Origin of the sequence: Citrobacter sp. Awk 4 (assembly GCF_028069725.1) — a bacterium.
Classification (GTDB): Bacteria; Pseudomonadota; Gammaproteobacteria; order Enterobacterales; family Enterobacteriaceae; genus Citrobacter_D.
On the sequence record NZ_JANEWG010000010.1, the window covers coordinates 53,728 to 71,812 of the forward strand.

17 protein-coding genes and 2 pseudogenes are annotated in these 18,085 nt (G+C 53.6%); 12 read left to right on the forward strand and 7 right to left on the reverse strand.

The window, feature by feature from the left end; translation table 11 throughout:
- On the reverse strand, positions 1–1,020 hold the full coding sequence (epd, locus tag NNO04_RS06190; protein WP_271443929.1) for an erythrose-4-phosphate dehydrogenase: 1,020 nt from the start codon (positions 1,018–1,020) through the stop codon (positions 1–3).
- Positions 1,021–1,395: 375 nt separating this feature from the next.
- Here epd and NNO04_RS06195 point away from each other — a divergent pair.
- A pseudogene (locus tag NNO04_RS06195) lies at positions 1,396–1,476 on the forward strand (PPC domain-containing DNA-binding protein); the annotation flags it as partial.
- A 27-nt stretch (positions 1,477–1,503) separates the two neighbouring features.
- Positions 1,504–1,924, forward strand: a pseudogene (locus NNO04_RS06200) (ABC transporter ATP-binding protein); the annotation flags it as partial.
- Between the two features lie 55 nt (positions 1,925–1,979).
- Here the strand turns inward: NNO04_RS06200 and tkt are convergent.
- Positions 1,980–3,971 (reverse strand): transketolase, encoded by a 1,992-nt coding sequence (gene tkt, locus NNO04_RS06205; protein ID WP_271443930.1) that lies wholly within the window; start codon positions 3,969–3,971, stop codon positions 1,980–1,982.
- Positions 3,972–4,252: 281 nt separating this feature from the next.
- Here tkt and NNO04_RS06210 point away from each other — a divergent pair, with 281 nt between their 5' ends.
- Complete coding sequence (locus tag NNO04_RS06210) at positions 4,253–5,011, forward strand: M48 family metallopeptidase (protein WP_271443931.1); 759 nt, start codon at positions 4,253–4,255, stop codon at positions 5,009–5,011.
- A 105-nt stretch (positions 5,012–5,116) separates the two neighbouring features.
- Here the strand turns inward: NNO04_RS06210 and speB are convergent, their stop codons facing one another.
- The 4 genes from speB to NNO04_RS06230 all read right to left on the reverse strand — a co-directional run bounded on the left by speB (position 5,117) and on the right by NNO04_RS06230 (position 8,535).
- The gene (gene speB, locus NNO04_RS06215; protein ID WP_162380198.1) at positions 5,117–6,037 is read right to left on the reverse strand and encodes an agmatinase; all 921 of its coding nucleotides are present in this window, start codon (positions 6,035–6,037) and stop codon (positions 5,117–5,119) included.
- Between the two features lie 144 nt (positions 6,038–6,181).
- Positions 6,182–8,158 carry a biosynthetic arginine decarboxylase gene (speA, locus tag NNO04_RS06220; protein ID WP_271443932.1) on the reverse strand — a complete coding sequence of 659 codons (1,977 nt, stop codon included), beginning with the start codon at positions 8,156–8,158 and terminating at the stop codon, positions 6,182–6,184.
- A gap of 8 nt (positions 8,159–8,166) precedes the next feature.
- Positions 8,167–8,298 (reverse strand): acid stress response protein YqgB, encoded by a 132-nt coding sequence (yqgB, locus tag NNO04_RS06225; protein WP_162380248.1) that lies wholly within the window; start codon positions 8,296–8,298, stop codon positions 8,167–8,169.
- Between the two features lie 93 nt (positions 8,299–8,391).
- On the reverse strand, positions 8,392–8,535 hold the full coding sequence (locus tag NNO04_RS06230; protein WP_271443933.1) for a hypothetical protein: 144 nt from the start codon (positions 8,533–8,535) through the stop codon (positions 8,392–8,394).
- 478 nt (positions 8,536–9,013) lie between these two features.
- Here NNO04_RS06230 and metK point away from each other — a divergent pair, with 478 nt between their 5' ends.
- From metK to ruvX, 8 genes are all read left to right on the forward strand, one after another.
- Positions 9,014–10,168 (forward strand): methionine adenosyltransferase, encoded by a 1,155-nt coding sequence (gene metK / locus NNO04_RS06235; RefSeq protein WP_162380201.1) that lies wholly within the window; start codon positions 9,014–9,016, stop codon positions 10,166–10,168.
- A 402-nt stretch (positions 10,169–10,570) separates the two neighbouring features.
- Positions 10,571–11,965, forward strand: a complete 1,395-nt coding sequence (galP, locus tag NNO04_RS06240; protein WP_271443934.1) for a galactose/proton symporter — start codon at positions 10,571–10,573, stop codon at positions 11,963–11,965.
- An 80-nt stretch (positions 11,966–12,045) separates the two neighbouring features.
- Positions 12,046–12,543 (forward strand): SprT family zinc-dependent metalloprotease, encoded by a 498-nt coding sequence (locus NNO04_RS06245; RefSeq protein WP_271443935.1) that lies wholly within the window; start codon positions 12,046–12,048, stop codon positions 12,541–12,543.
- A 94-nt stretch (positions 12,544–12,637) separates the two neighbouring features.
- Positions 12,638–13,345: a deoxyribonuclease I gene (endA, locus tag NNO04_RS06250; protein WP_271443936.1), complete on the forward strand. Its 708-nt coding sequence runs from the start codon at positions 12,638–12,640 to the stop codon at positions 13,343–13,345.
- Positions 13,346–13,422: 77 nt separating this feature from the next.
- Positions 13,423–14,154 carry a 16S rRNA (uracil(1498)-N(3))-methyltransferase gene (rsmE, locus tag NNO04_RS06255; protein WP_271443937.1) on the forward strand — a complete coding sequence of 244 codons (732 nt, stop codon included), beginning with the start codon at positions 13,423–13,425 and terminating at the stop codon, positions 14,152–14,154.
- Positions 14,155–14,197: 43 nt separating this feature from the next.
- A complete protein-coding gene (gene gshB / locus NNO04_RS06260; RefSeq protein ID WP_271443938.1) occupies positions 14,198–15,145 on the forward strand; it encodes a glutathione synthase in 948 nt (315 codons plus the stop codon).
- Between the two features lie 188 nt (positions 15,146–15,333).
- A complete protein-coding gene (locus NNO04_RS06265; RefSeq protein ID WP_271443939.1) occupies positions 15,334–15,897 on the forward strand; it encodes a YqgE/AlgH family protein in 564 nt (187 codons plus the stop codon).
- Positions 15,897–16,313: a Holliday junction resolvase RuvX gene (ruvX, locus tag NNO04_RS06270; protein ID WP_271443940.1), complete on the forward strand. Its 417-nt coding sequence runs from the start codon at positions 15,897–15,899 to the stop codon at positions 16,311–16,313. The genes NNO04_RS06265 and ruvX overlap by 1 nt, the downstream gene beginning before the upstream one ends.
- Positions 16,314–16,368: 55 nt before the next feature.
- Here ruvX and NNO04_RS06275 read toward each other — a convergent pair whose 3' ends face one another.
- Positions 16,369–17,349, reverse strand: a complete 981-nt coding sequence (locus tag NNO04_RS06275; RefSeq protein WP_271443941.1) for a type IV pilus twitching motility protein PilT — start codon at positions 17,347–17,349, stop codon at positions 16,369–16,371.
- Between the two features lie 17 nt (positions 17,350–17,366).
- Here NNO04_RS06275 and NNO04_RS06280 point away from each other — a divergent pair, with 17 nt between their 5' ends.
- Complete coding sequence (locus NNO04_RS06280; protein WP_271443942.1) at positions 17,367–18,071, forward strand: YggS family pyridoxal phosphate-dependent enzyme; 705 nt, start codon at positions 17,367–17,369, stop codon at positions 18,069–18,071.
- The last annotated feature ends 14 nt before the right edge of the window (positions 18,072–18,085 follow it).

The window sequence follows — 18,085 nt, forward strand, 5'->3', positions numbered from 1 at the left end:
TTACCTGAAACCAATAGCAGCCATCGCTAACGTCGTGTCGAGCATCCGATTAGCAAAGCCCCATTCATTATCGCACCAGACCAGAGTCTTAATCAGGTGCGCACCACTCACGCGTGTTTGAGTCCCATCGACGATGGCACTGTGCGGGTCGTGGTTAAAATCTATCGAGACCAACGGTAATTCCGTATAGTCAACTATACCATGAAATGCACCTTGTGCTGATTTTTGCAGCAACTGATTGACTTCATTGGCTTTTACTGGTTTTTTCACCGTCACGCTTAAGTCGATCGCCGTCACATTTATGGTCGGAACGCGAACAGCAATCGCTTCAAATCTATCGTTGAATTGCGGAAAAATTCGCGTAATACCGGCGGACAGTTTGGTATCCACCGGAATAATCGACTGGCTAGCGGCGCGCGTACGCCGCAGGTCAGGATGATACGCATCAATCACCTGCTGGTCGTGCATAGCCGAGTGGATCGTGGTGACGGTTCCGGACTCAATACCATAAGCATCATCCAACAACTTGATGACCGGAATAATGCAATTAGTCGTACAGGAGGCATTCGAGACAATACGGTGTTCTGCCCGCAACTGTTCCTGATTCACGCCAAATACCACGGTGGCGTCGAGATCGTTGCTGCCAGGATGTGAAAAGAGCACTTTCTTTGCGCCAGCGGCGATATGTGCCTCGCCATGCTCGCGGTTGCCGTAGACGCCAGTGCAATCCAGCACAATATCAACACCCAGTTCACGCCAGGGAAGCGCGTCGAGAGTCCGTTCGTGCAAAATGCGAATAGCATCTTCACCGACGATGAGTTGATCGCGCTCCTGGCGAACATCCCATGCAAAACGTCCATGGCTGGTGTCATATTTCAACAAATGCGCCATGCCCGCAGCATCCGCCAGCTCGTTGATTGCCACCACGGTGATTTCCGCCCGACGTCCGGATTCATACAAAGCACGAACCACATTACGCCCGATGCGACCAAAGCCATTAATCGCTACGCGTACGGTCATAGGTCTCCTGCAAGGCTATCCCGATTCAAATGAGGCTGACAGAGTAATCCAGCAAATCGTCGAGGAAAACCTTACCTGTCGCAAACTGCGACTGATTGATTATTTGTCGAACATTTAATCGACTGAAACGCTTCAGCTAGAATAAGCGAAACGAGGAATAAAAGGAATGATTGTCCAGCCAAAGAACGCAGTTATCTGACTTACGTCACATTTCGGCACCCACACACGTCGGTTTTATTCCATATTCCAGAATTGCGAATAAGCGTAGCAAGATCTTTTCGTTGTCGCGTTAGCAATCCTGATTTATATCAGGAAGCGCAGCCACCAGCGTCTATGTTTTCAGCGTTACGTCCGAGTCTCAAAGTCCCCCAAAATATGACGACAACTCATCTCCCATCGTCTGAAGCACGGTTTTATGCGCTTCGTTTGCTTCCCGGTCCGGAAGTCTTCACACAGTGACATGCGTTTATCAATCAACACCAGCTGCGAGTAATGGCCGGGTTACTCTCCCCGTCATCCGCCTCCGTCCTCCTGCAGGGAAGACTGATTGCGCAACTGAAAAACCGGGAACGCGCCAAAGCGCCCGGCGTCCTGTTTCAGGAGGCCGAAAACCAACGGTTTCACAGCAAGGTGTCAGCCGAAGTTGCGCAACGCAGCGCCGTATGGTCGCTGTTGCAAGCCTTGAGGCAATGGCTCCTGCCATTCTGATGCTTGAGAACCCCGCCGGGACTTTGACGCGCACTGGCTGGCCGTCTTCGAAAACTGGCTCGCAGTTTGCCGCCAGCGGGGAGCGAGCGTGGTGGCGATTAGCCATGACGCAGCATTTACACAGCGTCACTTTCCACGTGTGGTTCGCCTTGAACAAGGTTATTTGTTAACCCCATCCCCGTTATCTTTCTCCTGAGTGCTCAAAAAAAACGGGCCGCCTGAGCGACCCGTTTTTAACGAAAACAACGTAATTACAGCAGCGCTTTTGCTTTTGCAACTACGTTATCAACGGTGAAGCCGAACTCTTCGAACAGCAGCTCTGCAGGAGCAGACTCACCGAAGGTGGTCATGCCGACGATGGCACCGTTCAGGCCCACATATTTGAACCAGTAGTCTGCGATACCCGCTTCCACAGCAACACGTGCGGATACGGCTTTCGGCAGTACGGACTCACGGTAAGCGGCATCCTGCTTGTCGAACGCGTCGGTAGACGGCATGGAAACCACGCGCGCCTTAACGCCTTCTGCAGACAGTTTGTCCCATGCGGCCACGGCCAGCTCAACTTCAGAACCGGTGGCGATAAGGATCAGCTCAGGCTGGCCCGCGCAATCTTTCAGCACATAACCACCACGAGCGATGTTCGCCAGTTGCTCAGCAGTACGATCCTGCTGCGCCAGGTTCTGACGGGAAAGGATCAGAGCGGTCGGGCCGTCCTGACGCTCAACGCCATATTTCCACGCTACTGCGGATTCAACCTGGTCACACGGACGCCATGTGGACATGTTCGGCGTGACGCGCAGAGAAGCCACCTGCTCTACCGGCTGGTGAGTCGGGCCATCTTCGCCCAGACCGATGGAGTCGTGGGTGTAGACCATTACCTGACGCTGTTTCATCAGCGCAGCCATACGTACGGCATTACGTGCGTATTCAACGAACATCAGGAAGGTCGAGGTGTACGGCAGGAAACCGCCGTGCAGGGAGATACCGTTGGCAATCGCGGTCATACCGAATTCACGTACACCGTAATGGATGTAGTTACCGGCAGTATCTTCGTTGATAGCCTTAGAACCAGACCACAGGGTCAGGTTAGACGGTGCCAGGTCAGCGGAGCCGCCGAGGAATTCTGGGAGCAGCGGACCAAATGCTTCGATCGCATTCTGAGACGCTTTACGGCTGGCGATTTTGGACGGGTTAGCCTGCAGTTTAGCGATGAATTCGTTCGCTTTCGCGTCGAAGTCAGACGGCATTTCGCCTTTCATACGACGGGTGAATTCAGCAGCTTCCTGCGGGAAGGCTTTCGCGTAAGCGGCGAATTTTTCGTTCCATGCGGATTCTTTCGCCTGGCCTGCTTCTTTGGCATCCCACTGCGCGTAGATTTCAGACGGGATTTCGAACGGCGCGTATTTCCAGCCCAGTTGCTCACGGGTCAGTGCAATTTCTGCATCGCCCAGCGGCGCACCGTGGGAATCGTGCGTACCGGCTTTGTTCGGAGAACCGAAACCGATGATGGTTTTGCACATTAGCAGGGACGGCTTGTCGGTTACCGCACGCGCTTCTTCTACTGCGCGTTTAATCGCTTGTGCATCATGGCCATCAACACCACGCACCACGTGCCAGCCGTAGGCTTCGAAACGCTTAGCGGTATCGTCGGTGAACCAGCCTTCAACATGACCATCGATAGAGATGCCGTTGTCGTCATAGAACGCGACCAGTTTACCCAGTTTCAGCGTACCGGCCAGGGAACATACCTCATGAGAGATACCTTCCATCATGCAGCCGTCACCCATGAATGCATAGGTGAAGTGGTCAACGATGTCGTGACCCGGGCGGTTGAACTGCGCCGCCAGCGTTTTTTCTGCGATAGCCATACCGACTGCATTAGCAATACCCTGACCCAGCGGACCGGTGGTGGTTTCAACACCCGCGGTGTAACCCACTTCCGGGTGACCCGGGGTTTTGGAATGCAACTGACGGAAGTTCTGCAGCTCAGACATCGGCAGGTCATAACCGGTGAGGTGCAGCAGGCTGTAAATCAGCATGGAGCCGTGGCCGTTAGACAGCACGAAGCGGTCACGGTCAGCCCAGGCCGGGTTCTGCGGGTTGTGATTCAGGAAATCACGCCACAGGACTTCGGCAATGTCAGCCATACCCATAGGGGCACCCGGATGACCGGATTTGGCTTTCTGTACTGCGTCCATGCTCAGCGCACGAATAGCATTGGCAAGCTCTTTACGTGAGGACATTTTGACTCCAGATCGGATGATGAAGGCCATACCCTTAACGACTTGACGACCGCGCGTTTTGGGCTACGCCGGAAAAAAGTGCCAACAATGTAACCCAAGCCGCGTGCCATGTACATGGAGCATCCTTTTGCCGCTTCGGAAATCTCCTGAACACGCGCGTAAGTTGCGCAATCTGCTCGCTCATTTATATGAATTCTCTTTATACTTTGTCTAAATTCCCTGCTCTTCAATCGCGGGTAATTTTAGATGATGGCAATAATCATTAACGTGGAATAATCACAATGAAAATTCGTTCTGCATTACTAGCCTGTGGAATTGCATTCGCTCTGACCGGTTGTCAGAACATGGATTCAGGCGGGCTGATGACGTCTGGTAGTGAAGCCTTACAGGCTTATAGCCTGAGTGATGCGCAGATCAAAACACTGAGCGACCAGGCATGTCAGGAGATGGACGGTAAAGCCACCATCGCGCCGGCCAGCAGTGAATACGCTAAACGTCTGAGCAAAATTGCTTCCGCGCTCGGTGACAACATCAACGGGCAGCCAGTGAACTACAAAGTGTACATGGCGAAAGACGTGAATGCGTTTGCGATGGCCAACGGCTGTATTCGTGTCTATAGCGGGCTGATGGATATGATGACCGACAACGAAGTCGAGGCGGTGATCGGGCACGAAATGGGGCACGTTGCGCTCGGCCACGTGAAGAAAGGGATGCAGGTTGCGCTGGGCACTAACGCCGTGCGCGTCGCCGCCGCATCGGCGGGCGGGATCGTCGGTAGCCTGTCACAATCGCAGTTGGGCGATCTTGGCGAAAAACTGGTGAACTCGCAGTTCTCCCAGCGCCAGGAGTCCGAAGCGGATGACTATTCATACGATCTGTTGCGTAAACGCGGGATTAATCCATTGGGGCTGGCCACCAGCTTTGAGAAACTGGCGAAGTTAGAAGCGGGCCGTCAAAGCTCAATGTTCGACGATCACCCTGCGTCTGCCGAACGTGCGCAACACATTCGCGATCGCATGTCGACGGACGGGATTAAGTAACTCCTGAACTATGCCGGATGGCGCCGTAATAACGCCTTATCCGGCCTACAAAACACACTGTCTGTAGGCCGGATTAGCGTCAGCGCCATCCGGCGCTACAAGCGATTACTCGCCTTTCTTCGCCGCCTGAATATAGAGCATCTCTAACGCCAGGGTCGCCGCAGCCAGCGCGGTGATTTCAGACTGATCGTAGGCCGGAGCCACTTCGACCACGTCCATACCGACGATATTCAGATCTTTCAGACCGCGCACCAGCTTAATCGCGCGATCGGTGGTCAGACCGCCGATCACCGGAGTGCCGGTACCCGGCGCAAATGCCGGATCCAGCGCATCGATATCGAAAGTCAGATAAACCGGCATATCACCCACAATCTGTTTCACTTGGGCAATGATGTCGTCCACGCCACGATCGTTGACCTGGCAGGCATCCAGCACGGTAAAACCATTGTCTTTGTCGAACTCGGTACGAATGCCGATCTGCACGGAGTGGTTCGGATCGATCAGACCTTCGTTCGGCGCGGTAAAGAACATGGTGCCGTGATCAAATTCGCAGCCGTTAGCGTAGGTGTCGGTATGCGCATCAAAATGCACCAGCGCCATTTTACCGAAGTGCTTCGCGTGCGCGCGCAGCAGCGGCAGCGTCACGAAGTGGTCGCCACCGAAGGAGAGCATACGTTTACCGGCGGAAAGCAGCTTTTCTGCGTGCGCCTGTAATTTCTCACTCATTTCGCGGGCATCGCCAAACGCATACACCAGATCGCCGCAATCTACGACGTTCAGACGTTCGCGCATGTCGAAGTTCCACGGGAAGCGGTTGTGCTCCCAGGCCAGGTTGGTCGATACCTGACGGATCGCCGCCGGACCGTGACGACCGCCAGCACGACCAGACGTTGCCATATCAAACGGTACACCGGTAATCACCCAGTCGGCATCGCTGTCGTACGGCTGGAAGTTCATCGGAAGGCGTAAAAAACCAAACGCGTTAGATACCAGAGAGTTATCGTACTGATGACCTAAAGTGCTCATGTCCTGACCTCTTATAAAATCACTGTAAAAAAAATCCCCTCCGCGTCGTTAGGCCCGACGAGGAAGGGATTGATTTGCATATCACGTATTGGGCGTAATTATCGCCGTTAAATTGCTCAGGTTCAAGTTAACCTGACAGCAGCCTTACTCGTCTTCGAGGTAAGTATATCCGTAGAGTCCTGCTTCGAACTCTTCAAGGAACTGCTGTTGCAATCCATCATCCAGATCGGTCTGTTTTACCTGATCGCGGAAATGCGTCAGCAACGTGTTCGGATCCAGTTGTACATATTGCAGCATGTCCGCCACGGTATCGCCTTCATCAGACAGTTCAACTTCAACGCTGCCGTCCGGGAAGACAAACACATCAACCGCTTCGGTATCGCCGAACAGGTTATGCATATTGCCGAGGATCTCCTGATACGCACCGACCATAAAGAAGCCAAGCATTGGCGGATTCTCAGGATCGTATTCCGGCATCGGCATAGTGGTGGCAATACCGTCACCGTCGATGTAGTGATCGATCGCACCGTCGGAATCACAGGTAATGTCCAGCAACACCGCACGACGTTCTGGAACCTGATCCAGCCCTTCCAGCGGCAGAACCGGGAACAGCTGGTCGATCCCCCAGGCATCCGGCATTGACTGGAACAGCGAGAAGTTGACGTACATTTTGTCCGCCATACGTTCTTGCAGTTCGTCGATGATCGGGCGATGTGCGCGGTTCTGCGGGTCCAGCTGTTTCTGCACTTCGTGACACATGCTGAGGTAAAGCTGTTCCGCCCACGCGCGCTCTTGCAGGCTAAAGGTGCCTGAAGAGTAACCGACGTGGATATCGTGCAGGTCCATCTGGCTGTCGTGCAGCCATTCACGCAATGAGCGACGGGTGCCCGGCTCGTGCATCTCCTGCCAGGTTTCCCACATGCTTTGCAGCGCGCGCTGAGCATCTTCGCCAGGTGCCGTAGGTTCGGTATATTCGTTACGCTCAACGCCGATGATGTTGGAAACCAGCACGGTGTGGTGTGCCGTTACCGCACGCCCGGATTCGGTGATCACCGTCGGGTGCGGCAGGCCGTTCTCTTCACACGCATCGCCAATCGCCCAGATGATGTTATTGGCGTATTCATTCAGGCCATAGTTAACGGAACAGTCAGACTGCGAGCGAGTTCCTTCGTAATCCACGCCCAGACCGCCGCCGACGTCGAAGCACTGAATATTGACGCCCAACTTGTGCAGTTCAACGTAGAATCGCGCGGATTCGCGTACTCCGGTCGCGATGTCGCGGATGTTCGCCATCTGGGAACCAAGATGGAAGTGCAGCAGTTGCAGACTGTCCAGACGCCCGGCCTCACGCAGGGTTTCAACCAGCTGCAATACCTGGGTCGCCGCCAGACCGAACTTGGATTTTTCACCGCCAGAGGACTGCCATTTGCCGGAGCCTTGTGACGCCAGACGCGCACGCACGCCCAGACGCGGGATCACGTTCAGACGCTCGGCTTCATCCAGAACAATGGCGATTTCTGACATTTTCTCAATGACCAGATAGACCTTATGGCCCAACTTCTCGCCGATCAACGCCAGACGGATATATTCACGGTCTTTGTAGCCGTTACAGACGATCACGCTGCGGGTCATTCCGGCATGCGCCAGAACCGCCATCAGCTCCGCTTTAGAACCCGCTTCCAGCCCCAGCGGCTCGCCGGAATGGATCAGCGATTCAATCACGCGACGGTGCTGGTTAACTTTGATCGGGTAAACGAGGAAGTAGTCGCCGTTGTAACCGTAGGATTCACGCGCACGTTTGAACGCAGCGTTAATCGAACGCAGACGGTGTTGCAGGATCTGCGGGAAGCAGAACAATGCAGGCAGACGCTGGCCTTGCGCTTCACGCGCTTTTACCAGTTTGGCAAGATCGACGCGCGCTTCGGGTACGTCCGGATCCGGGCACACGCTAATGTGTCCCAGTTCATTGACGTCGTAGTAGTTATTGCCCCACCAGGCAATATTGTAAGTACGCAGCATCTTGCTGGCTTCCTGGGAACTCATTGCAACCTCCTGCATGGAGCGTAGTACACCCTGTCCGCCTGCTGACGAAGGCGAACCCATAGACATGTCGTCAGACATAGCGAACCTCAGATTTTATTAACAAGTGTAAAACAGTTGACTACTATCGCAGTCCGAAGACGCGATAACAACCCATAAACAGGCGGATTTTCCAGCGGATAGTGCTGACGCTCCGACTGCGCGACCGGTTTCTTTTTCATATCATTGTAAAACACGTAACCGAACTTAAGCATGACGGTTCGGCGAAACCACGAGAAAACTCTTGTTTAACCAAGAGCGCCCTTGTTCAGTCCTTAGTTGCCGTAACCGGCCCTGGAGTCCTGAGAAGCGCCGAGATGGGTATAACATCGGCAGGTATGCAAAGCAGAGATGCAGTATGCGGGGGACATTCGTACACCAGAACGGTGCGACTGATTCAGCAGAATACAACGGTTCATTATCTCGTATCACCTCCACGGCCGCTCCGCACGGAACGAACCCACAAGCCAAAGCAAACGTTTTAGCCCGGCTGGAAGTGGCGACACGATAAAAACGTCGTGTGCTGTTTGTCTATCCTCAATCATTCGAGTTGCAGGAAACGAACGCACATGCAACGTGAAGTATGACGGATATGAGCCGCGCGCCGCGTTTTATACCGACATGAGAGGTAAAAAGCAAAACATAAATGCACACATTGCCATCACCGTCAGGAAAAATTTCCAGCTGTGTTTTCAACACAATGAGGCTTTACTCAAAAAAAGCTGGAAATCAGGTGAACAAGTAACCTAAAATAGCCATCCAGATGTTAATCCATCCATACTGATTAACACTCAGACTGCCAGTGTCACTAACCTGCAGGCCTTGGTAGATCCTTCGGCTATGCCTACCCTACACAACAGTTTGAGCTAAACAAATTCTCCTTAGGTGAAATTAAACATGGCAAAACACCTTTTTACGTCTGAGTCCGTTTCAGAAGGGCATCCTGACAAAATCGCTGACCAAATCTCTGATGCAGTGCTGGACGCCATCCTGGAACAGGATCCCAAAGCACGTGTCGCATGTGAAACCTACGTTAAAACCGGTATGGTTTTAGTTGGCGGTGAGATCACAACCAGCGCCTGGGTTGATATCGAAGAGATCACCCGTAATACGGTACGCGAAATTGGCTATGTGCATTCCGACATGGGTTTCGACGCAAACTCCTGCGCAGTGCTGAGCGCTATCGGTAAACAATCCCCGGATATCAATCAGGGCGTTGACCGCGCCGACCCGCTGGAACAGGGTGCTGGCGACCAGGGCCTGATGTTTGGCTACGCCACCAATGAAACTGAAGTGCTGATGCCAGCGCCGATCACCTACGCGCACCGTCTGGTACAGCGCCAGGCTGAAGTGCGTAAAAACGGCACGCTGCCGTGGTTACGTCCGGACGCGAAAAGCCAGGTAACCTTCCAGTATGACGACGGCAAAATCGTCGGCATTGATGCCGTGGTTCTGTCCACTCAGCATTCCGAAGATATCGACCAGAAATCCCTGCAAGAAGCGGTGATGGAAGAGATCATCAAACCGGTTCTGCCGACTGAATGGCTGAGCGCATCCACCAAATTCTTCATCAACCCAACCGGCCGTTTCGTTATCGGCGGCCCAATGGGCGACTGCGGTCTGACCGGGCGTAAAATCATCGTTGATACCTACGGCGGCATGGCACGTCACGGCGGCGGCGCTTTCTCCGGTAAAGATCCGTCTAAAGTTGACCGTTCTGCAGCCTACGCGGCACGTTATGTAGCGAAAAACATCGTGGCTGCGGGCCTGGCTGACCGTTGTGAAATTCAGGTCTCCTACGCTATCGGCGTGGCGGAACCGACCTCCATCATGGTTGAGACGTTCGGTACTGAGAAAGTCCCTTCAGAGCAACTGACTCTGCTGGTACGCGAATTCTTTGACCTGCGTCCGTATGGCCTGATTCAGATGCTGGATCTGCTGCACCCGATCTACAAAGAAACCGCAGCCTATGGTCACTTTGGTCGCGAACATTTCCCATGGGAAAAAACCGACAAAGCGCAGCTGTTGCGTGATGCAGCCGGTCTGAAATAAACCTCTGACTGAACGCGTTCAAAGGCCAGCCTCGTGCTGGCCTTTTGCTTTTCTCATACCGCCTTCCCTCCGCTGTTACCCAATCCAGTTATCCGTATTTACCCTTCCACAGATAAAATAATGGAAACGATTACATTCCGTTTTACGTTATTAAAACTGGAATAACACTTCACCGTAGTCAAACAAGCATTGTTGTTACATTACTTTTCGGCATTATCTCAATTCCAGGCAAGATTTCATGTTGCATGATTATTAAATTCATTGTTTTTCATATAATTAAACAATACACCGCATGAATACCAGTGTAACCGATTACACTAATGTGATTAATTTCACATATTTTTACGGCGTACTCCCCTACCCTTACCATCAACAAAATTGGCAACCCAATCGGAGGGCTTTATGCCTGACAATAAAAAACAGGGGCGTTCTAACAAGACGATGACATTTTTTGTCTGCTTTCTTGCCGCCCTGGCTGGATTACTTTTTGGCCTGGATATCGGTGTTATCGCCGGTGCATTACCCTTCATCACTGACGAATTCCAGATAAGCCCGCACACTCAGGAATGGGTGGTCAGCTCGATGATGTTCGGCGCCGCTGTCGGTGCCGTCGGCAGCGGTTGGCTCTCTTTCAAACTGGGTCGCAAGAAAAGCCTGATGATCGGGGCGATTCTATTTGTGGCAGGTTCGTTGTGTTCTGCCGCAGCACCGAACGTTGATGTGCTGATCATCTCCCGCGTGCTGTTGGGTCTGGCTGTCGGCGTCGCCTCCTATACCGCGCCGCTGTACTTATCCGAAATTGCGCCGGAGAAAATTCGCGGCAGCATGATCTCGATGTATCAGCTGATGATCACCATTGGCATTCTGGGTGCGTATCTTTCTGATACCGCCTTCAGTTACAGCGGTGCGTGGCGCTGGATGTTAGGCGTGATCATAATTCCCGCCATTCTGCTGTTGATTGGCGTGTTCTTCCTGCCGGATAGCCCACGCTGGTTTGCCGCCAAACGTCGCTTCGTGGATGCTGAACGCGTCTTGCTGCGTCTGCGTGATACCAGCGCAGAAGCCAAACGCGAGCTGGACGAAATCCGCGAAAGCCTGCAGGTGAAACAGAGCGGCTGGGCGCTGTTTAAAGAAAACAGTAACTTCCGCCGTGCCGTCTTCCTGGGTGTGCTGTTACAGGTGATGCAGCAGTTCACCGGCATGAACGTCATCATGTACTACGCGCCAAAAATCTTTGAACTGGCGGGCTACACCAACACCACTGAGCAAATGTGGGGAACCGTTATCGTCGGTCTGACCAACGTTCTGGCAACCTTTATCGCCATCGGTCTGGTAGACCGCTGGGGTCGTAAACCTACGCTGACGCTGGGATTTTTGGTGATGGCTGTCGGGATGGGCATACTGGGCACCATGATGCATATCGGTATCCATTCGGCCTCCGCGCAATACTTTGCCATTGCCATGCTGTTGATGTTTATCATCGGGTTCGCGATGAGCGCCGGTCCGCTGATTTGGGTGCTGTGCTCTGAAATTCAGCCGCTGAAAGGGCGTGATTTTGGGATCACCTGCTCTACGGCAACCAACTGGATTGCCAACATGATTGTTGGCGCGACATTCCTGACCATGCTCAACACGCTGGGCAACGCAAACACGTTCTGGGTATATGCCGGTCTGAACCTGTTCTTTATCGTGCTGACCCTCTGGCTGGTTCCGGAAACCAAACACGTCTCCCTGGAACACATCGAACGTAACCTGATGAAAGGTCGTCGACTGCGCGAAATCGGCGCTCACGATTAATCCTCTCTAGCTTCCTCCCAACATCGGGAGGAAGCTTCCCCCCTTGCAGTCCCCGCCCCCTCGCACTATTCTCTGCCGTTATGAAAACCGTCCGTCTCCCTATCGCCATCCAGCAAGCCGTCATGCGCAGCCTGCGGGAAAAGCTCGCCCAGGCTAACCTAAAACTGGGTCGTGACTACCCGGAACCTAAACTGGTCTATCAGCAGCGCGGTACCGCAGCCGGAACCGCCTGGCTGGAAAGTTATGAAATCCGCCTTAACCCGGTACTATTAGCCGAAAATGTCGATGCGTTTGTGGACGAAGTGGTCCCGCACGAACTGGCGCATTTACTGGTGTGGAAGCACTTTGGCCGTGTTGCGCCGCACGGAAAAGAGTGGAAGTGGATGATGGAAAACGTACTTGGCGTGCCCGCCAGACGCACTCACCAATTTGAGCTGCAATCCGTTCGTCGCAACACCTTTGCCTACCGCTGCAAATGCCAGGAACATCAACTCACCGTGCGTCGCCATAACCGAATTGTGCGCGGCGAAGCGACTTACCGCTGCGTCCATTGCGGCGAACCACTCGTCGCACAATAACATTCAGAATTATCAGGAACTTTTCTGATCTGCCTGATTGCATACAGGAACAACTTTCGTTACGTTGCGAGCTCGATTTAACACGGAGTTCGTGATGTACCGTAATCTCACTTTTGCACTGGCGTTTCTAACCACTGTTCTCTCAGGCCCGGCGCTGGCCGAGGGCATTAACAGTTTTTCTCAGGCAAAAGCCGCTGGCGTCAAGGTCAATGCTGACGTGCCTGGTGATTTCTACTGTGGATGCAAGATTGACTGGCAGGGTAAAAAAGGTGTCGTAGACCTGAACTCCTGCGGTTATAAAGTGCGCAAAAATGAAAACCGCGCCAGCAGAATCGAATGGGAACACGTGGTACCCGCCTGGCAATTTGGCCACCAGCGGCAGTGCTGGCAAGAAGGGGGGCGTAAAAACTGCGCCAAAGACCCGGAATACCGCAAGATGGAAAGCGACATGCATAACCTGCAACCGGCGGTCGGTGAAGTTAACGGCGATCGCGGTAACTTCATGTATAGCCAGTGGAACGGCGGCGAAGGCCAGTATGGACAGTGCGCGATGAAGGTCGATTTCAAAGAGAAAGTGGCTGAACCGCCTGCGCGTGCACGGGGTTCGATTGCCCGTACCTACTTTTATATGCGCGATCAATACAACCTGAACCTCTCCCGCCAGCAGACACAACTTTTCAACGCCTGGGATAAGCAATATCCGGTCACTGACTGGGAATGCGAGCGCGACGAACGCATAGCCAGGGTACAAGGGAACCATAACCCGTACGTGCAACGCGCTTGCCAGGCGCAAAAGAGCTAACCTACACTAGCGGGAATAATTGTTAACCCATACCCCACGCGACTCGCTCGCGTGGGAAGATACGCGGATTTTAAACCATGCGCATTCCCCGCATTTACCACCCTGAACCTCTCTCTTCTGGTCGTCAGATTTCACTGTGCGAAGATGCCGCCAACCATATCGGCCGCGTGTTACGCATGGGGCCAGGTCAAGCCTTGCAACTGTTTGACGGCAGCAACCAGGTCTTTGATGCCGAGATCACCAGCGCCAGCAAAAAAAGCGTGGAAGTGAAGATACTTAGCGGTGAATTCGACGACCGTGAGTCCCCGCTGCATATTCACCTCGGACAAGTGATGTCGCGCGGTGAAAAAATGGAATTCACTATCCAAAAATCAATAGAACTGGGTGTAAGCCTCATTACGCCACTTTTTTCTGAACGCTGCGGCGTTAAACTGGACAGCGAACGTCTGAATAAGAAGCTCCAGCAGTGGCAAAAAATCGCCATTGCCGCCTGTGAACAGTGCGGTCGTAACCGGGTGCCGGAGATTCGCCCGGCTATGGATCTGGAAGCCTGGTGCGCAGAGCAGGATGAAGGGCTGAAGCTGAATCTTCACCCGCGCGCCAACGCCAGTATCAACACGTTACCACTGCCGGTTGAACGTATTCGTTTGTTGATTGGTCCGGAAGGCGGACTGTCGACTGACGAAATTGCCATGACCGCACGCTATCAGTTTACTGATATCCTGTTAGGACCTCGCGTTCTGCGTACTGAGACAACTGCGCTCACCGCCATTACCGCGCTCCAGGTGCGATTTGGCGACTTAGGTTGAAGCGACAAAGCCTAATGAGTCAGGCTTTTAACGGAGAAGAACAATGATCAAGCTCGGCATCGTGATGGACCCCATCGCAAGCATCAACATCAAGAAAGATTCCAGCTTCGCTATGCTGCTGGAAGCACAACGCCGCGGTTACGAACTTCATTATATGGAGATGGCCGATCTTTATCTGGTAAACGGTGAAGCCCGCGCCCGTACGCGTACTCTGAGCGTCGAGCAGAATTACGACAAATGGTACGACTTTACTGGCGAACAGGATCTGCCGCTGGCGGATCTGGACGTCATTCTGATGCGTAAAGATCCACCGTTTGACACTGAGTTTATCTACGCCACCTATATTCTGGAGCGCGCAGAAGAGCAAGGTACGCTGATTGTGAACAAGCCGCAGAGCCTGCGCGACTGTAATGAAAAGCTGTTCACCGCCTGGTTCTCCGATCTGACGCCAGAAACGTTGGTCACCCGCAACAAAGCGCAACTGAAAGCCTTCTGGCAAAAACACAGCGATATCATTCTCAAACCGCTGGACGGTATGGGCGGCGCATCGATCTTCCGCGTGAAGGAAGGCGATCCCAACCTTGGCGTGATTGCCGAAACGCTTACCGAACACGGCACCCGCTACTGTATGGCGCAGAACTATCTGCCAGCCATTAAAGACGGTGATAAGCGCGTCCTGGTGGTAGATGGCGAACCGGTGCCGTACTGCCTCGCGCGTATTCCGCAGGGTGGTGAAACTCGCGGTAACCTGGCCGCTGGCGGCCGTGGCGAACCGCGTCCGTTAACGGAAAGCGACTGGGATATTGCCCGTCGCATTGGGCCAACGCTGAAAGCGAAAGGGCTTATTTTCGTCGGTCTGGACATCATTGGCGATCGTCTGACAGAAATTAACGTCACCAGTCCAACCTGCATTCGCGAGATTGAAGCTGAATTCCCGGTCTCAATTACCGGTATGCTGATGGACGCGATTGAAGCGCGCCTGCAGAAGTAAGCCGTCTGCAGGATGACGACATCCAGAATGTCTTTGTAGGCCTGATAAGCGCAGCACCATCAGGCATTAAAACACCGATGCCGGATGGCGACACGAGCGTCTTATCCGGCCTACGGTAGTGACATCCGTGCTCTTTACCCACATACTGACCCCTGTTGCTTTTTAAACCAGGAACAGAACCTCTGACAATGAATTTACAGCATCACTTTCTTATTGCCATGCCTGCTCTTCAGGATCCCATTTTCCGCCGTTCTGTGGTCTATATTTGCGAACATAATGAAGATGGCGCAATGGGGATCATCATCAATAAGCCTCTGGAAAATCTGCAGATTGAAGGGATTTTGGAAAAGCTGAAGATAGTGCCGGAACCCCGTGATCCCGCCATTCGCCTGGATAAAGCCGTGATGCTCGGCGGCCCGCTGGCCGAAGATCGTGGGTTTATTCTGCATACCCCGCCGTCGCGTTTTTCGTCCAGTATTCGGATTTCAGATAACACCGTGATCACCACATCCCGCGATGTGCTGGAAACCCTGGGCACACAAGAACAACCCTCCGAAGTACTGGTCGCCCTGGGATACTCCTCGTGGGAAAAAGGCCAGCTGGAACAAGAGTTACTGGATAACGCCTGGCTGACAGCGCCTGCGGATCTCAATATTTTATTTAAAACCCCGATTGCCGATCGCTGGCGCGAAGCAGCCAGACTGATTGGGATTGATATCCTCACCATGCCTGGTGTGGCGGGGCACGCCTGATGAGCGAAACCTTACTGGCCTTCGATTTTGGCACAAAAAGTATTGGCGTCGCGATTGGCCAGCGGATCACCGGAACTGCCCGCCCGCTGCCTGCGATTAAAGCGCAGGATGGAACCCCTGACTGGAACCTCATTGAACGCCTGCTCAAGGAGTGGCAACCCGATGAGGTGATTGTGGGACTGCCGCTCAACATGGATGGCACCGAGCAACCTCTGACCTCCCGGGCACGTAAATTTGCCAACCGTATTCATGGTCGATTTGGCGTGACGGTGACCCTGCATGACGAACGGCTGAGCACAGTTGAAGCGCGTTCCGGCCTGTTCGAACAAGGCGGATACCGGGCGCTAAACAAGGGCAAGATCGACTCCGCCTCTGCCGTCATCATTCTCGAAAGTTATTTCGAGCAAGGGTACTAACCTCCTTCACCCCGTTGTCATGGCTGTGCGCATCGCCCTGACCAGTTGACCAGTCCTAAAGCCGCCCTTGCGCTTGTCGTTGCTGCAGGCTTTGGGCAAAGGTTTGCATTCCCATCTGCTGCCCGGTTTGGATGACGCCGGGCAACTGGTGGCTCTTCCCCTCCCGGATCAGATTTCCCGCCGCAGGTGTATTGATGAGTAACTCAAACAGCGCCACACGCCCGTCCTGTTTGTCTTTTTCCAGTTTTTGCGACAATACCGCACGTAAACTTCCCGCCAGTTGACTGCGTACCGGATCTTTCTCCTGTGCCGGAAAAGAGTCGATCAGTCGCTCAATGGCTTGCGCCGCGCCACGCGTGTGCAGCGTCGCCAGAACCAGATGCCCCGTTTCCGCCGCAGTCAACGCCAGACGAATCGTTTCGCTGTCCCGCAACTCCCCCAGTAAAATGACGTCAGGATCTTCCCGCAATGCCGCACGCAACCCGGAAGCAAACGAACTGCAATGTACGCCGACCTCACGCTGCTGAATCAAACAATGCTGGCTGGCGTAGCAATACTCAATGGGGTCTTCGAGGGTCAGAATATGCGCTTCTGTATGCTGGTTGAGATACTCAACCATTGCTGCCAGCGTGGTCGATTTCCCGCTACCGGTGGCCCCGGTCACCAGAATGAGCCCATTCTCGACACTCAGGAGACTCGTTAAAACGGGTGGTGCCTGAAGTTCCGCCAGTATTGGGCAGTTGGCTGGCAGTAACCGCAGCGCCAGCGATGTCCCCTGCTGGTGAGCAAACGCGCTGGCGCGCAGCCGCAAATTGCCCGCCAGCGACACGGCAAAATCAAGCTGACCGTTTATCCGCAGTTGTTCCTGCTGAGCGTCATTAAGCCACTGCGCTAAGAGCACCTGAATATCCGGCGACGTAAAAGGAGCCATCTCCACCCGCCCCCGTTTTCGCCAACGCGCAGACCAGGCATTACACAGGTGTAGATCCGAGACGTTATGCTTTACACTAAGGGCCACAATTTCTTCCATATTCATATGAACATCCTCGGAAAATGAACGATATCGCGCATAACCTGGCACAGATCCGGGACAAAATCTCAGCCGCCGCGACGCGTTGCGGGCGGTCTTCAGAAGACGTTACATTGCTTGCAGTGAGTAAAACCAAGCCTGCGAGCGCCATCGCAGAAGCGATTACCGCTGGGCAACGCGCATTTGGCGAAAATTACGTTCAGGAAGGTGTGGAAAAAATTCGCCATTTCCAGGAGAGTGGCGTCGATGGGTTGCAATGGCACTTTATTGGCCCGTTGCAGTCCAACAAAAGCCGCCTGGTCGCCGAGCATTTCGACTGGTGTCACACGATTGACCGTCTGCGTATTGCTGCCCGTCTGAACGAACAACGCCCGGCAACGCTGCCGCCGCTGAACGTACTCATTCAAATCAATATCAGCGATGAGAACAGCAAGTCAGGAATTCCGCTGACGGAACTGGATGCGCTCGCAGCAGAGGTGGCGGGAATGCCGAATCTTCGCCTACGTGGACTGATGGCGATCCCGGCGCCTGAGTCAGATTATGTAAGGCAGTTTGAAGTTGCCCGTCAAATGGCTGTAGCATTTGCCGGTCTCAAGACCCATTACCCTGATGTCGATACGCTGTCTCTGGGTATGTCAGACGATATGGATGCCGCGATTGCGGCAGGTAGTACGATGGTGCGCATCGGCACTGCTATTTTTGGTGCACGTGATTACACAAAAAATTAAGGAAAACTAAGGAA

Bases quoted from the DNA above. Each gene is read 5' to 3' on its own strand.
- ruvX (WP_271443940.1), top strand. From the start codon at position 15,897: ATGAGCGAAACCTTACTGGCCTTCGATTTTGGCACAAAAAGTATTGGC.
- rsmE (WP_271443937.1), top strand. From the start codon at position 13,423: ATGCGCATTCCCCGCATTTACCACCCTGAACCTCTCTCTTCTGGTCGT.
- yqgB (WP_162380248.1), bottom strand. From the start codon at position 8,298: ATGAAAAAGAAACCGGTCGCGCAGTCGGAGCGTCAGCACTATCCGCTG.
- gshB (WP_271443938.1), top strand. From the start codon at position 14,198: ATGATCAAGCTCGGCATCGTGATGGACCCCATCGCAAGCATCAACATC.
- metK (WP_162380201.1), top strand. From the start codon at position 9,014: ATGGCAAAACACCTTTTTACGTCTGAGTCCGTTTCAGAAGGGCATCCT.
- NNO04_RS06275 (WP_271443941.1), bottom strand. From the start codon at position 17,349: ATGAATATGGAAGAAATTGTGGCCCTTAGTGTAAAGCATAACGTCTCG.
- tkt (WP_271443930.1), bottom strand. From the start codon at position 3,971: ATGTCCTCACGTAAAGAGCTTGCCAATGCTATTCGTGCGCTGAGCATG.
- endA (WP_271443936.1), top strand. From the start codon at position 12,638: ATGTACCGTAATCTCACTTTTGCACTGGCGTTTCTAACCACTGTTCTC.
- NNO04_RS06265 (WP_271443939.1), top strand. From the start codon at position 15,334: ATGAATTTACAGCATCACTTTCTTATTGCCATGCCTGCTCTTCAGGAT.
- NNO04_RS06210 (WP_271443931.1), top strand. From the start codon at position 4,253: ATGAAAATTCGTTCTGCATTACTAGCCTGTGGAATTGCATTCGCTCTG.
- NNO04_RS06245 (WP_271443935.1), top strand. From the start codon at position 12,046: ATGAAAACCGTCCGTCTCCCTATCGCCATCCAGCAAGCCGTCATGCGC.
- speA (WP_271443932.1), bottom strand. From the start codon at position 8,158: ATGTCTGACGACATGTCTATGGGTTCGCCTTCGTCAGCAGGCGGACAG.
- galP (WP_271443934.1), top strand. From the start codon at position 10,571: ATGCCTGACAATAAAAAACAGGGGCGTTCTAACAAGACGATGACATTT.
- speB (WP_162380198.1), bottom strand. From the start codon at position 6,037: ATGAGCACTTTAGGTCATCAGTACGATAACTCTCTGGTATCTAACGCG.
- epd (WP_271443929.1), bottom strand. From the start codon at position 1,020: ATGACCGTACGCGTAGCGATTAATGGCTTTGGTCGCATCGGGCGTAAT.
- NNO04_RS06230 (WP_271443933.1), bottom strand. From the start codon at position 8,535: ATGAACCGTTGTATTCTGCTGAATCAGTCGCACCGTTCTGGTGTACGA.
- NNO04_RS06280 (WP_271443942.1), top strand. From the start codon at position 17,367: ATGAACGATATCGCGCATAACCTGGCACAGATCCGGGACAAAATCTCA.